9 protein-coding genes are annotated in these 12,918 nt (G+C 71.6%); 6 read left to right on the top strand and 3 right to left on the bottom strand.

Features of this window, described 5'->3' with window-relative positions; translation table 11 throughout:
* Positions 1-2,097, bottom strand: a 2,097-nt coding sequence (locus ACI2L1_RS42465) for a type I polyketide synthase (RefSeq protein WP_404744831.1), incomplete at its 3' end; no start/stop codon positions are given.
* A gap of 281 nt (positions 2,098-2,378) precedes the next feature.
* Here ACI2L1_RS42465 and ACI2L1_RS42460 point away from each other — a divergent pair.
* From ACI2L1_RS42460 to ACI2L1_RS42440, 5 genes are all read left to right on the top strand, one after another.
* Positions 2,379-3,401, top strand: coding sequence for a beta-ketoacyl-ACP synthase III (locus ACI2L1_RS42460; RefSeq protein WP_404744830.1), 1,023 nt, complete (start codon positions 2,379-2,381; stop codon positions 3,399-3,401).
* Positions 3,398-3,634 carry an acyl carrier protein gene (locus ACI2L1_RS42455; RefSeq protein ID WP_404744829.1) on the top strand — a complete coding sequence of 79 codons (237 nt, stop codon included), beginning with the start codon at positions 3,398-3,400 and terminating at the stop codon, positions 3,632-3,634. The genes ACI2L1_RS42460 and ACI2L1_RS42455 overlap by 4 nt, the downstream gene beginning before the upstream one ends.
* A 32-nt stretch (positions 3,635-3,666) precedes the next feature.
* Positions 3,667-4,554: a TauD/TfdA dioxygenase family protein gene (locus ACI2L1_RS42450; RefSeq protein WP_404744828.1), complete on the top strand. Its 888-nt coding sequence runs from the start codon at positions 3,667-3,669 to the stop codon at positions 4,552-4,554.
* Between the two features lie 11 nt (positions 4,555-4,565).
* The gene (locus ACI2L1_RS42445; protein ID WP_404744834.1) at positions 4,566-5,108 is read left to right on the top strand and encodes an FcoT family thioesterase; all 543 of its coding nucleotides are present in this window, start codon (positions 4,566-4,568) and stop codon (positions 5,106-5,108) included.
* A 182-nt stretch (positions 5,109-5,290) separates the two neighbouring features.
* Positions 5,291-6,529, top strand: a complete 1,239-nt coding sequence (locus ACI2L1_RS42440; protein ID WP_404744827.1) for an MFS transporter — start codon at positions 5,291-5,293, stop codon at positions 6,527-6,529.
* 384 nt (positions 6,530-6,913) lie between these two features.
* On the opposite strand, the gene ACI2L1_RS42435 is transcribed toward ACI2L1_RS42440, so the two are convergent.
* Positions 6,914-7,723, bottom strand: a complete 810-nt coding sequence (locus ACI2L1_RS42435; RefSeq protein WP_404744826.1) for a BTAD domain-containing putative transcriptional regulator — start codon at positions 7,721-7,723, stop codon at positions 6,914-6,916.
* A gap of 230 nt (positions 7,724-7,953) precedes the next feature.
* On the opposite strand from ACI2L1_RS42435, the gene ACI2L1_RS42430 reads away from it, so the two are divergent.
* On the top strand, positions 7,954-8,670 hold the full coding sequence (locus ACI2L1_RS42430) for a thioesterase II family protein (RefSeq protein ID WP_404744825.1): 717 nt from the start codon (positions 7,954-7,956) through the stop codon (positions 8,668-8,670).
* Positions 8,671-8,673: 3 nt separating this feature from the next.
* Here ACI2L1_RS42430 and ACI2L1_RS42425 read toward each other — a convergent pair.
* The coding region (locus ACI2L1_RS42425; protein ID WP_404744824.1) for an SDR family NAD(P)-dependent oxidoreductase at positions 8,674-12,918 on the bottom strand (4,245 nt) is incomplete at its 5' end.

Here is a 12,918-nt window from a genome sequence, read left to right as displayed (position 1 = left end):
GATGCCCGTCAGCACGGCGAACAGGGCGGGCTGGACCACGTCCACGCGCTCCAGAGACGCCGCGTCGTCGTCGCCGCGCAGCACCGGGGTCAGCGACCAGTCCACATACGGGGCGAACGCCGTCTCGCACTGGGTGATCCAGTCGGCGAACACCGGTGAGGAGGCCAGGAGTTCGCGTCCCATGCCCGTCCACTGCGAGCCCTGGCCGGGGAAGACCAGCACGGGTGCGGGCTTGCGCAGGGCGGTGCCGGTCACTGTGTGGTCGGCCGGCTCGCCGGCGGCCAGTGCGGACAGGCCGGATACGGCGTCCTGGTGGCTGTGTACGAGCACGGCCGCGCGGTGTTCGAAGGCGGTGCGGCCGTGTGCCAGTGCTGCCGCGATCCGCGCCGGGTCGGCGTCGGGGTGGGCCTCGGCGTACGCGCACAGCCGTGCGGCCTGCTCACGCAGCGCCCCGGGAGTACGACCCGACAACACCCACGGCAGCGTGACGGCCGAACTCCCGTCGGGAGCACCGGCCTTCGCTTCGGGCGCCGGTGCCTCAAGGATGACGTGCCCGTTGGTGCCGCTCATGCCGAACGACGAGACGGCGGCCCGGCGCGGCCGGTCGAGCTCCGGCCAGGGCACGGCCTCGGTGGCCAGCCGCACCGCGCCCGCCGACCAGTCGACGTGGGACGACGGCCGGTCCACGTGCAGCGTCGGCGGCACCGTGCCGTGGTGCAGGGCGAGCACGGCCTTGATCACGCCGGCCACGCCGGCGGCGGCCTGGGTGTGGCCGATGTTCGACTTCACCGACCCCAGCAGCAACGGCGCTCGCCCGGAGGGGCGTTGGCCGTAGGTCGCCAGCAGGGCCTGGGCCTCGATCGGATCACCCAGGGGGGTGCCGGTGCCATGCGCCTCGACCAGGTCCACGTCGTCCGTCGACAGCCCGGCGGCGGCGAGCGCCTCGCGGATCACCCTCTGCTGGGAGGGCCCGTTCGGGGCGGTGAGCCCGTTGGAGGCCCCGTCCTGGTTCACGGCGGAACCGCGCACCACCGCCCACACCCGGTGCCCGTGGCGCCGGGCGTCCGACAGCCGCTCCAGCACCAGCACACCCACGCCCTCGGCGGGTCCGAAGCCGTCGGCGCTGTCGGCGAACGCCCGGCACCGGCCGTCCGGCGACAGCCCGCGCTGCCGGCTGAATCCCAGGTACACGCTCGGCCCCGACAGAACCGTCGCCCCGCCGGCCAGCGCCAGTGAGCACTCGCCCCGGCGCAGCGACTCGGCGGCCAGGTGCAGCGCCACCAGGGAGGAGGAGCACGCCGTGTCGACGGTCAGGGCCGGCCCCTCCAGGCCCAGGGTGTAGGCCACCCGGCCGGAGGCGACGCTGGCGTGAGTGCCCGTCAGGCTATGCCCGTCGAGTTCCGGCACGGCCTGCACGATCGACGGGTAGTCGAAGGCGGCCAGCCCGGTGAAGACGCCCGTCCGGGTGCCCTTCAACGAGGTCGGATCGATTCCGGTGTGTTCCAGCGACTCCCAGGACACCTCCAGCAGCAGGCGCTGCTGCGGATCCATGGCCAGGGCCTCCCGCGGCGATATCCCGAAGAACTCCGCGTCGAAGCCGTCCGCGTCATGCAGGAAACCGCCGCCCCGCACGTACAGCGTGCCCGGCCGGTCGGGATCGGGGTCGTACAGGGCCTCGGCGTCCCAGCCACGCCCCACCGGAAATCCGGAGACCGCGTCGGTGCCGGAGACCACCAGGTCCCACAGGTCGGCGGGGGAGCGCACGCCTCCGGGGAAACGGCAGGCCAGGCCCACGATCACCACCGGATCGTCGTCCACCGCGGCGATGGGGGCCTGCGAGCGGACGGGATCCTCCTCCTCGCCGGTCAGCAGCGTGCGGAGGTACCGCGCCACCGCCTCGGGAGTCGGGTAGTCGAAAACCAGCGTGGAAGGCAGCTCCAGGCCGGTGGACCGGCTCAGTCGATTCCGCAGTTCCTGCGCGGTGAGGGAACCGACTCCCAGCTCCTGGAAGGTGCAGTCGGCCTCGATTTCTTCGGTTCCGGAGTACCCCAGGACTTCGGCCGTGCCGACACGTATCAGATCGAGCAACTCGTCCACATTACCCTCCACTACCCGGACGGGGTTTTTCTACTTCAATCCGTCCGCGAACGGCAAGGGAAAAAGGGATTTGGAAACGCTTTAGATTATTTTTGGGACCGTGTTTTACAGTATGCGGGCCCTGACTCGGAAATTTGCATCCGATCCATTCGGGGTTATACCGCGGTACTCCCCGAAGGCCGAATCCGCATCGGATGGGCACCGAACAAAGGAGGCGGACCGCTGTGGCAAGTACATCTGCGCTCCCACACGAATTCAGCGGCCGGCCGGACCGTGCGGCCGTGATCTGCGGACTGGGCGGCTTCGTACCGCCCCGCACCGTCACGAACGAGGAGTTGGAGACCCGTCTCCATACCAGTGACGACTGGATCCGCACCCGAACGGGGATACGTAGCCGGCATGTCATCGAAGCCGGGCAGGCCACCTCCGACCTGGCCGTGGCCGCGGGCCGCCGCGCGCTGGACTCGGCCGGAACGCAGTCCGTGGACGCGGTCGTCGTCGTCACGACCACCCCGGACCGGCCCTGCCCGGCCACAGCCCCGGCCGTCGCCGGCCGACTGGGCCTCACCGGCGCGGCCGCGTTCGACCTGAACGCCGTGTGCACCGGGTTCGTGTACGGGCTGGCCACGGTGGCCGGACTGATCGCGACCGGCGTGGCGGACCGCGCGCTGCTCATCGGCGCGGACACGTACTCGACCATCGTCGACCCCGAGGACCGGACGAACGCCGTCGTCTTCGGAGACGGTGCCGGAGCGGTCGTCCTGCGTGCCGGCGCCCCCACGGAGCCGGGTGCCGTCGGACCGTTCGACCTCGGCAGCGACGGCACCGGAGAAGAGCTGATCATGGTGGCCGCGGGGGGCTCCCGGCAGCGCTCGTCGCCGGGCGAGCCGAGCCGGTCCGACCGCCACTTCTCCATGCGGGGCCAAGAAGTCTTCCGGCAAGCCGTCACACGCATGACCACGTCGGCCAACGCCGCGCTCCACGCGACGGGCTGGAAAGCCGATGACGTCGACCACCTCGTACCGCACCAGGCCAACGCCCGCATCCTGCGGGCGGTGGCCGCGGAGCTGGGAGTGCCCGGCGAACGCTGCGTCTCCAACATCGAGTCGGTCGGCAACACCGGCGCCGCGTCGATTCCGCTGGCCCTGGCCGAGGCGGCGCATCACCAGAACATCCAGACCAGCGGCCGCGTCCTGCTCACCGCTTTCGGGGGCGGCCTGACCTGGGGCTCGTGCACGCTGCGCTGGCCCACCCTCTCCAAAATCGAACACCCGCACGATATAGGAGGAATCCAGGCCTCATGAGCACCACCTACACCCAACTGGTCGAGATCGTCACGGCACTGCACGACGCTCCCCCGGACCGGATCAGCCCGGACGTCACTTTCGCCCAGCTGGACGTCGACTCGCTGACCATGGTCGAGATCAGCATGCGGATCGAACGCGATCTCGGCGTCAGCATCGCGGACAACGAACTCGAGGAAGACCTCACCCTCGCCCTGACCACCCAGCTGATCGACTCGAAGCTCGCCCAGTAGCCGCAGCCGTCTTTCGAAAGGACAAGCAACAAATGAAGATCACCGAATCCGCAGGACAGGATATCGGCGCCGTCGTCGAGGACTTCGACTACGCGGCCGCCTCGTCAGCGGACATCGACGCCATCAAGTCGACCGTCTACACCAGGAAGATCGTGGTCCTGAAGAACCAGGACCTGACACCGCAGCAGCTCCTTGAGGTGGGCAAGCGTTTCGGTCGCCCGGAGACCTACTACGAGCCGATGTACAAGCACCCCGAGGTCGAGGAGGTCTTCGTCTCCTCGAATGTGCCGAAGGACGGAAAGCAGATAGGGGTGCCGAAGACCGGTAAGTTCTGGCACGCCGACTACCAGTTCATGCCGGACCCCTTCGGGCTCACCATCATCTATCCGCAGGTCATTCCCCAGAACAACCGGGGGACCTACTTCATCGACATGGGAAAGGCGTACGAAAGGCTCCCCGAAGACCTCAAGAAGGAAGTCGCCGGGACCTTCTGCCAGCACTCGGTGCGCAAGTACTTCAAGATCCGCCCCACGGACGTCTACCGGCCTCTCTCCGAGATCATCGAAGAGGTGGACACCAAGACCCCGCCCGTGGTGAAACCCAGCGCCTTCATCCACCCGATGACCGGCGAGACGGTGCTGTACAACAGCGAGGGCTTCACCGTCGACATTCAGGACGAGCAGGGCAAGCCCATGGAGACGGACCTGCTCCAGCGGCTCTTCGAGGCCACCGGCCAGCTCGACGAGACCTTCAGCCACCCCAACATCCACCTCCAGACCTTCGAGAAGGGTGACCTGCTGGTCTGGGACAATCGCAGCCTCATCCACCGCGCCCGGCACACCACCACGCCGGAACCGACCGTCTCCTTCCGGGTGACCGTCCACGACGAGCGCAAGCTCTACGACGAGGTCCCGGCGTGACCCCGGACCTCATGCCGGCAAAGGCGGCGGAGGAGGTTACGTTCGCCACGGACGCGGAGCTCCTGCCCCGGGTTCTGCAGCCGTACAAGGAGCACTGCAAGTACCTTCGGACGGCCGAGGTGACACTGCGGTCGGGTATGCCGACGGCGCGCTGCGAATTCGCCATCCCCGAGTCGTGCTACATCGACGACACCGGGCACCTGAACGCCGTCGAGGTAAATATCTGTTACAACCAGATGATGTATTACCTGGTCGCGAAGTCCGTCAAGGAAGGCCTCGGTGACGAGTTCTCCTCCTGGACCATGGCGGACTACTGGCGGCGGCAGCTCCCCGACATCCTCATCGCCCGGCTGTCCAGCAATTTCCGACGCCCCATCAACGCACGGTCGTTCCAGGGCGAGATGGAGTTCCGGTTCCTCAGCCGCAAGGCCCCGGCCGGGAGCAGACCGTTCCTGATGGCCGTCACGTCCCATCGGTACTGGGACGGTGACGGCGGGCTCTGCGACGGCGAGGTGACGCTCGCCATCACCAACGTCTCCGACACGTCTCCCTGACCGTCACATCGCTTTCTGGGGACTGCGCGAAACAGTCCCCAGAAACGGCCCAGGACACGCCGTGACCCGGGTCCGAGCCGCGCCGTGCCCTGCGCGATCCGCAACGGTCCATCGTGCTCGCCGACCCCGACCCCCCGCGCCTCCCGGTATGAGGGGGCCGACCTGCCAGAAAAGGAACGACGATGGCGGACAGCACGCCGACCACAGCAGGAGAACGCTGGCTTTCCCACGCGGCGATCCTCGCCCTGGGCACCTTCGCGGTGGGAACGGACACCTTCGTCATAGCCGGCCTCCTCCCGGACATCAGCAGGTCGCTGGAGATCAGTCTCGCCACGGCCGGCCAACTCGTCGGTGTCTTCTCCCTCGCCTACGCGCTGCTGTCACCCGTGCTGGCCGCCCTGACCGCGACCTGGTCCAGGCGCCGGGTGCTGGTCACCGCGCTCTGCGTCTTCGCCGTGGGCAACATCGCCACCGCGCTCGCGCCCACCTACGGTCTGACCCTGGCGTCCCGGCTGCTGGCGGCGGCCGGCGCGGCGATGTTCACGCCCAACGCGGGAGCCGCCGCAGCGGCGGTCGCCGGAAGCGAACGGCGAGGACGGGCACTGGCGGTGGTGACGCTCGGCCTCTCGTCCTCACTCGCCCTGGGAGCTCCCCTGGGCACCGCGATCGGCAATGCCTTCGGCTGGCAGGCGACCATGTGGTTCGTCGCCGCCCTGGCCCTCGCCGTGGCCCCCGCGATCGGGCTGCGGCTGCCGGACGTACGGCCGGGGGCCGCGGTCGGGCTGCGGCAGCGGCTCGCTCCGCTGTCCGACCGCCGGGTGCTGCGCGTCCTGCTCGTCACCTGGCTGACGTTCACGGCCATCTACCTGCCCTACACCTACATCAGCGCGGTCTTCGCACCGGCGACCGGGGGGAACGGCAACCGGGTCGCCTTGCTCCTGCTGGTCCTGGGGCTGGCCGGTACCGTCGGAAACCTGATGGCAGGCCGGCTGGCGGACCGGCACGGACCGCGGCGCGTGGTCATCGGCGCCACGGTCGGGCTGACCGTCGTGTTCCTGGCCATGGTGCCCGGACGAAACCACTTCGCCTCCGCGATCGCCGTGGTGGCCATCACCGGCGCCAGCGCCTGGTCGATGACCGCGCCTCAGCAGTCCCGCATCATGGCGCTGTCGCCTGCGGGAGCGGAGGCGCTCGGCGTCTCGCTCAACGCGGCGGTGACGTTCCTGGCGATCGCTTCGGCCAGCCTGATCGGCGCGATCGGCCTCAGCACCTTCCACAGCGCGGTGTCGCTGCCGCTGATCGCAGCAGTGAGTGCCGCCATGGCCGCGCTGCTGACCTGGCGCTCCGACCGGTCGGAGAGGCAGCGCGGGACCGGGGCCGGGGAGGCGGCCCACAACGCGGCCGACTCCTCGGTGCGTTGACCTGCCAACGAACGTGGCACGGTCGATGGCGCAACCTGTGGGAGAAGGCCTCGCCCGCCCAGGCACTCGCGGCCCGGCCGGCCGACGCGCACGCCGCCCCGCGCGCTGTCGACGAGTCCGGTCGTACGGCACCGAGTTTCCGCCGCGTGGGCCGCCAGGCTGCTCAGAGCGGCGTCGCGCCAGGTCCTCCCCCCTTCATCGAGGTGGGCCGTCCGAGCCCGCCCTGACCAGGCGGAGCGTCGCCCTGCTGTCCGTCCTGACGGGCCGTCGGGCTGGAGCCCACCTGCGTCACGGGCCACAGCTTCGGCGAGCTGACGGCCCTGCACGCCGCGGGAGTCCGGCTGTGGATGCGGGGTCCTGCCCGCCCTGTTCCGGCCGAGGTGCTCATACCCGGCTCCGCACGAGGCTGACCAGCCCCGCGGGCTCGGCGACGGGGACGGCCACGTCGGTGTCCTTGTCCATCAGGATGGACTGCTGAAGCACCTGCAGGGGACGGGACGGCTCAAGCCCGAGTTCCGCACGGAGAGTCTTGCGTACCGCCGAGTAGACGCCGAGTGCCTCGGCGCGACGGCCGCAGCCGTACAACGCGAGCATCAGCTGACAGTGGAACACCTCGTGGAGCGGATGCTCGATGATCAGCGCGCGCAGGGTGGAGACGAGTTGGTGGTGTCGGCCCAGTGCCAGGTACGAACTGACCAGCAGTTCCCAGCACTCCAGCCGGAGTTCGTCGAGCCAGGCGATGAAGTGGCTGACGACCGGCCCGTCCCGCAGTCCCTCCAGAACCGGCCCGCGCCACAGGGAGAGCGCGGCCTCCAGCGAGGCTGCCACGGCCTGGTGACGTCCGGCGCGGGCGTGCGTCCGGCCGTCGCCGACCAGGCGCTGGAACTGATCGAGGTCCAGTTCGTCTAAGCCGGTCCGCAGCAGGTAGCCGGGGGCCCTGGTGTCGATCGGGCTGTCCGGCCGTCCCGGCCGGATGAGGAACTTGCGGAGCTGGGAGACGTACACGTGCAGCGCCGCGTCCACACGGCGGGGCGGGCTGTCGCCCCAGAGTTCGGTGATCAGCTGTTCTCGGGGAACGACCTGGTTGGCCCGGATCAACAGGACAGCCAGGAGCGTCCCCGTCTTGCGCGCGCTGATGAACCGGCTGCCGCAGTCGTCAACGACGCGAAGAGCGCCAAGAATCTCGTACCGCATCAGATCTCCTACCGCCCTTGGATGGAGAGCTTGCTTCGGGGCTGTTACCAGGAGATATCCTTGAAAGATCAACTGTCATCCCCTTGTGCCGTACAACGGCACGGCAGGGGTGGAGAGCGGGCGGGCAGGGCGCACTCTTACGCGGAGAAGACACCGGGTTCACCCCGGAGTTGACCGAGGGAGGGATCTGACTGTCCACCACATCTCGTGCCAGGGACCTCTGGTGGCCCGTGCTGCGCCGCCGGACGGCACAGTCGGCCCGGGCCAGGCTGCTGGTGCTGCCCCACTCCGGTGCCGGCCCCAGCTCACTGCTCGGCGCGCTCGCCTCCGTACCCGATGACGTCGACATCATCGGACTCTGCCTGCCCGGGCGCGAGCGCCGCTACGACGAGCCGATCGGCTGCGCGCTCGACGACGTACTCGACAGCTTCCGCACCGGGATACGCGGGCTGGCGCCGCTGCCCACCGTGGTCGTGGGACACAGCCTCGGCGCGCTGCTCGCCGCCCGGATCGCCCAACTGCTCGGCGACGCCTGCCAGGCGCTGGTGGTGAGCGGGCAGATACCCGGGGGCGCCCGGCGTGCCCTGGAGGTGCGCACGGCCGAGGATCTGCTCGGAGTGGTCGAGGCGGGCGAGGGTACGTCCACCCGTGTACTGCGGGACGACCGAATGCGGCAACGCCTTCTCGACGTGCTGGACGCGGACCTGCGGCTCGGCCGGGAGGCCGGGGCGGACTTCGACTCGGTCCGCGTCACCGTACCGGTGCATGTCCTCGGCGGGCGCTCCGACCGCCTGATCCCGGCAGACCTCCTGCCGGCCTGGGCCGATCACACCACCGGCAGATGCCGGGTGGAGTTGCTCGACGGCGGCCACTTCGCCCTGCTCGCGCCGGAGAACCGGGAGCCGGTCGCCCGCGTCCTGCGGTCGGCACTGCGACCGGCGCCCTGATCGTCACCCGACCGTGAACGACCGGAGCGGCTGTCCAGCCCCGACGAGTTCGTCCCGCAGCCGGCCCGCCAGCCCGGCCGCGGTCGGGTGGTCGAAGGCGAGCGAGGCGGGCAGCCGCAGCCCGGTCGCCACGGCCAGCCGGTTGGTGAGCTCCAGCGAGGTCAGCGAGTCGAATCCCAGATCGGGCAGCTCCCGCTCCGGCGCGACCGCCTCCGGTGTGGCGTACCCGAGCACCGTCGCGGCCTGGGCCCGGACCAGTTCCAGGACCTCGCGTTCCTGTTCGTCGGGCAGGAGCCCCGAGAGTCGTCTCCGCAGGGCGTCCGCCGACGCCCCGGACCCGGTCGCCGGCGCCACCGGATCCTGCCCGGTGGCCGAGGACACCGACCGGGTCAGGCCGTGCAGCACCGCGGGCAGCGCCCCGGAGGGTGCCCGCAGCGCCGCCTCGCTGACCCCCATCGGGGCCGGCGCCGCCTCACCACTGGCGAGCGCGAGATCGTACAGCGCGAGGCCCTGTTCGGCGGAGAGGGGTGCCAGGCCGGAGCGCTCCATGCGCTGGATGTCGGACCGCGTGAGCCCCGCGGCCATGCCTTCGCCGTACCCCCACAGACCCCAGGCCAGGGAGACCGCCGGAAGGCCGGAACCCCTGCGGTGGTGCGCCAGGGCGTCCAGGAAGGCGTTGGCCGCGGCGTAGTTGGCCTGACCCACGCCGCCGAGGACACCGATGGCCGAGGAGAACAGGACGAACTGGGCGAGCCTCAGATCCCTGGTCAGCTCGTGCAGATGAAGCGCGGCGTCCACCTTGGCCCGTAGCACGTGGCCGAACTGACGAGGAGTCAGGGACGTGACGGTCCCGTCCGCCACCAGACCCGCGGTGTGCACCACCGCCGTCAGGGGGTGTTCGGCCGGGATCTCGGCCAGCACCCGCTGAAGTGCGGCGCGGTCCGCCGCGTCGCACGCCACCACCGTGACCCGGGCACCGAGCTCAGCCAGTTCGCCGACCAGCGCGGCGGCCGACGGGGCGGCCGGACCGCTGCGGCTGAGCAGCACCAGATGCCGTACGCCGTGGTTGCGCACCAGATGACGGGCGACCAGCCCGCCGAGCGCTCCGGTGCCCCCGGTGACCAGTACGGTGCCCTCGGCGTCCCACCCCCGAACGACCGCGGCACGGGGTTCGGAGGACATCCGGGCGAGCCGGGGGCGGAGCAACACACCCGCACGTACGGCGAGTTGAGGCTCGCCGGAGGCCACCGCCGCGGCCAGGGCCCGGCCGGACTTCTCCTCGTCGTCCAGGTCCACCAGGACGAACCGGCCCGGATGTTCCGACTGCGCGCTGCGCAGCATGCCCCAGACCGCGGCCCCCGCGAGATCGGGTACGGACTCGCCCGGAGCGGCCGCGACCGCGCCACGGGTCACGCACACCAGCCGGCACCCGGTCAGGCGGTCGTCGTCGAGCCACTCCTGCACCAGCACCAGGGCCCGCTGGGTCGCCGACCGCACCGCCCCGGACAGTGGCTCCTGCGGCGGGGTGGCGCAGGACACCAGCACGACATCGGGAACCGCTGCGCCGACCCGTAGTGCGGTGTCGAAGGCCGCCAGCGACCGGTAGGCCTCGACCGTGTGTCCGGCGGCGGCCGCCCGGTCGGCGAGCCCCAGGCCCTCGGTGCCCAGTACCGCCCACTGTCCCGGCCTCGCCGCCACGGCGGGACCCGGCAGCGGATTCCAGCCGAGCCGCAGCAGCATGCCGTTCCGGCGGGTCACGGCCGCGCGGAGCCGGTCGCCGGTCATCGGCCTCAGCAGCAGCGACTCCACCGAGGCGACCGGTCGGCCCTCGCCGTCCATGACGTCCAACGACACGGCGCCCCGGGCGGGCCCGCCGCCCCTCGTGACCCGCACCCGCAGCGTCGTGGTCCCAGGGGTGCGCAGCCGTACCCCCCGCCAGGCGAACGGCAGCGGCGTGCCCGTCTCATGCTCCAGAAGCGGGATCAGCGCGGCGTGCAGGGCCGCGTCGAGCAGCGCCGGGTGCAGACCGTACTCGGACGCCTGCGCGGACATCTCCTCGTCCAGGGCGACCTCCGCCCAGACCGTGTCCCCGTCGCGCCACGCGGACCTGAGCCCCCGGAAGGCCGGCCCGTAGCGGAAGCCGCGCCCGGCGAACTCTTCGTAGAGGCCGGTGGTGTCCACCGGGACCGCCTCCCGCGGCGGCCGGGCGGCGCCGGGATCCACCGGGCTCCGCTCGGGCGGGGCAGCCCCGGGGGCCGCCAGGATGCCCGTGGCATGGCGGGTCCACGCCCCGGCCCCGGTGTCGTCCTCGCCGCGTGAGTGGACGGTGATCCGGCGGCCTCCGGCGCTGTCCGGGCCGTCCACCGAGAGCCGGACGAGCACCGCGTCCCGCTCGGGCACCTCCAGCGGTGCCTCAAGGGTCAGCTCCGCGATCCCGGCGCACCCGGTCCGACGCGCGGCGTGCAGCGCCCATTCCACGAAGGCGGTGCCCGGCAGCAGCACGGTGTCCAGGACGGTGTGATCGACGAGCCAGGGGTGGCTCTGCCGGGAGAGCCGGGCGGTGAACACCAGGCCGTCGGTGTCCGGCAGTTCGACGGCCGCGCCCAGCAGCGGATGGCCCGCCGGGGTGGCACCGGCCGCCGCGGCATCGCCGCCCGACGGTGCGGCCGGGGTGCCGAGCCAGTAGCGGTCCCGCTGGAAGGCGTACGTGGGCAGGTCCGTCGGGCGACCGTGGCCGGCGAGGACGCCCTTCCAGTCCAGGGCCGTGCCCACGGTGTGCAGCCGGGCCAGCGCCCGCGCCAGGGAGAGCTCCTCGGGCAGGTTGTTCCGGACGGCGGGCACCAGCACGGCCGTGTCGTCCAGGCAGCCGCGGGCCATCGACGTCAGCACGCCGCGTGGGCCCACCTCCAGGAAGACGCCGGTGCCGTCGGCGGCGAGCCGGCGCACGCCGTCGAGGAACCGTACGGGCTCCCGCACGTGCCGCACCCAGTACTCCGCGGAACACATCTCCGCGGCGCTGACCGGCCTGCCCGTCAGCGTGGAGACGATGGGGATGCGCGGCGCAGCGTACGAGAGCTCGCGGGCGATCCGGCCGAATTCCTGAAGCATCGGCTCCATGTGCGGGGAATGGAAGGCGTGGCTGACGCGGAGCCGGTCGGCCCGAAGCCCCCGCTCGCGCCACCGCACGGCCACTTCGGTGACGGCCTCCTCGTCGCCCGAGACGACGAGCGACCGCGGTCCGTTGACGGCGGCGACACCGAGCGCCGGGCCGAACTCGGCCAGCAGGGGCGCCACTTCCTCCTCGGTCGCCTGGAGCGCGGCCATCGCACCGCCCGGCAGCGCCTGCATCAGCCGCCCCCGTGCGGCCACCAGCGCGCAGGCGTCCGCCAGGGACAGCACACCGGCTACATGGGCGGCGGCGAGTTCGCCGATCGAGTGCCCCAGCAGGACGTCGGGGGCCACCCCCAGTGACTCGACGAGCCGGTACAGCGCGACCTGGAAGGCGAACAGGGCCGGCTGTGTGACCCCGGTGCGGTCGAGCAGCTCCGCCTCCGGTGACCCCTCGGCGGCGAACAGCACGTCGCGCAGCGGCAGGTCGAGGTGGGGGGCCAGGGCGGCGCACACCTCGTCGAGCGCCTCGGCGAAGACCGGGAAACGCTCGTGGAGCCGCTGTCCCATCCCGGGACGCTGGCTGCCCTGCCCGGTGAAGAGGAAGGCGATCCGGGTCCGGGAGCCGGAGGCAGGGGCCGTGCCCTCGATCACCTCCGGCGCCGGGCGGCCCTCGGCCAGGGCCGTCACCCCGCTCAGCAGGGCGTCGGTGTCCGCGCCCACGACCACGGCCCGGTGCTCGAACGCCACCCGGCGGGTGGCCAGGGTGTGTCCGACGTCCGCCGGGTCGGTACCGGGGCGGTCGGCGAGATGGCCGGCGAGCCTGGCCGCCTGCGCCCGCAACGCGTCGGGGGTCCTGGCGGAGAGCGGCCACAGCAGGGGCAGACCACGTCCGGCCGCCTCGCCACGCTCCGGCTCTGCGGGCCCCTCGGCCGCCTGCACGTCCTCGCGGGGGGCCTCTTCGATGATGACGTGGGCGTCGGTGCCGCTGATGCCGAACGAGGACAACGCGTCGGGGGTCCTGGCGGAAAGCGGCCACAGCAAGGGCAGACCACGTCCGGCCGCCTCGCCACGCTCCGGCTCTGCGGGCCCCTCGGCCGCCTGCACGTCCTCGCGGGGGGCCTCTTCGATGATGACGTG

The sequence above is a fragment of the Streptomyces sp. NPDC019531 genome, assembly GCF_044903305.1.
In the GTDB taxonomy this organism is placed as follows: domain Bacteria; phylum Actinomycetota; class Actinomycetes; order Streptomycetales; family Streptomycetaceae; genus Streptomyces.
Note: the sequence above shows the minus strand (reverse complement) of the source record. Positions and strands in the feature narration are given on the sequence as shown.

Excerpts from the sequence above, each read along its gene's own strand:
- ACI2L1_RS42455 (WP_404744829.1), top strand. The coding sequence starts at position 3,398 with ATGAGCACCACCTACACCCAACTGGTCGAGATCGTCACGGCACTGCAC.
- ACI2L1_RS42450 (WP_404744828.1), top strand. The coding sequence starts at position 3,667 with ATGAAGATCACCGAATCCGCAGGACAGGATATCGGCGCCGTCGTCGAG.
- ACI2L1_RS42445 (WP_404744834.1), top strand. The coding sequence starts at position 4,566 with ATGCCGGCAAAGGCGGCGGAGGAGGTTACGTTCGCCACGGACGCGGAG.
- ACI2L1_RS42440 (WP_404744827.1), top strand. The coding sequence starts at position 5,291 with ATGGCGGACAGCACGCCGACCACAGCAGGAGAACGCTGGCTTTCCCAC.
- ACI2L1_RS42435 (WP_404744826.1), bottom strand. The coding sequence starts at position 7,723 with ATGCGGTACGAGATTCTTGGCGCTCTTCGCGTCGTTGACGACTGCGGC.